Source organism: Microcystis sp. LE19-41.2A, from assembly GCF_027530405.1.
Taxonomy (GTDB): Bacteria; Cyanobacteriota; Cyanobacteriia; order Cyanobacteriales; family Microcystaceae; genus Microcystis; species Microcystis aeruginosa.
Genome location: NZ_JAPZQJ010000078.1, coordinates 1 through 1,114, shown reverse-complemented (window position 1 = coordinate 1,114; position 1,114 = coordinate 1). Strand labels below are relative to the sequence as shown.

Annotated in this window: 2 protein-coding genes; both read left to right on the top strand. The window is 40.0% G+C overall.

What is annotated here, in order from left to right:
- Window positions 1–184: 184 nt before the first annotated feature.
- Window positions 185–355: a DUF5615 family PIN-like protein gene (locus O9290_RS03425; protein ID WP_353852118.1), complete on the top strand. Its 171-nt coding sequence runs from the start codon at window positions 185–187 to the stop codon at window positions 353–355.
- Between the two features lie 141 nt (window positions 356–496).
- Window positions 497–1,114: RNA-guided endonuclease InsQ/TnpB family protein (locus tag O9290_RS03420; protein ID WP_288086705.1), on the top strand; the 618-nt coding region annotated here is incomplete at its 3' end.

The window sequence follows — 1,114 nt, the reverse complement described above, 5'->3', positions numbered from 1 at the left end:
TTGTTGGTGGGGGCAGGGTGTGGGGTGTGGGGTGTGGGGTGTAGGGTTTTACCGATTTTGAGGTAGTCAGTTACCTAATTTTCAGGGAAAAAGTACCTGAATTTTACCCCCGATCCCTCCAATGGTCGGCACTTTTTGAGGAAAAAAAAGTCTAAAAGCCTTATCCAACAAGGTTTTTAGATTTATTCAGCAAGCCCTAGGTAGAATTCCAAGGGATACGGAAATTTGGCAATATCCAAAGGATAAAAAACTGGTTATTGTTACGAAAGATGCGGACTTTTCTGATAGACTAATGCTAGATTTTTCCCCACCCAAAGTAGTACATCTCCGTTTTGGCAATATACGAAAACGCTAATTTCATCAGTTTTTAGCTCGTATTTGGCCACAGATTGAAGCTTTGGTCATCGAAAATTTTGGGTCTGAAACCCCGTCGTTCTACGACGGCTTTACCGTCAAATATTAGCACATTTACACGATATATGCTAGAATGCGGGATATGGAAAAAGCCTATTCGTTTCGATTTTACCCCACACCAGAACAAGAGTCGCTATTGCGGCGCACATTGGGCTGTGTAAGATTAGTTTACAACAAAGCTCTCCATGTCAGAACACAAGCTTGGTATGAAAGACAAGAAAGAGTAGGATATGCTGAAACGTCTTCAATGCTAACCGAGTGGAAAAAACAAGAAGAATTAAACTTTCTCAATGAAGTTAGCTGTGTACCTTTACAACAAGGGTTAAGACACCTACAAACAGCTTTTACTAATTTCTTTGCTGGTCGTACTAAGTATCCTAACTTTAAGAAAAAACATCAGGGAGGAAGTGCCGAATTTACCAAGTCTGCTTTTAAATTTAAAGACAGACAAGTCTATTTAGCTAAATGCACAGAACCTTTACCTATTCGATGGTCAAGACAAATCCCAGAAAGCTGTGAACCAAGCACAGTAACAGTCAGATTACATCCTTCTGGACGCTGGCATATTTCAATTAGATTTGATGACCCAACAATTAAGCCTTTCCCAGTAACAGATAAAGCCATTGGAATTGACTTAGGAATTAGTAGCCTCGTGATTACCAGCGATGGCGATAAAGTGTCTAATCCCAAGCATTTTAAA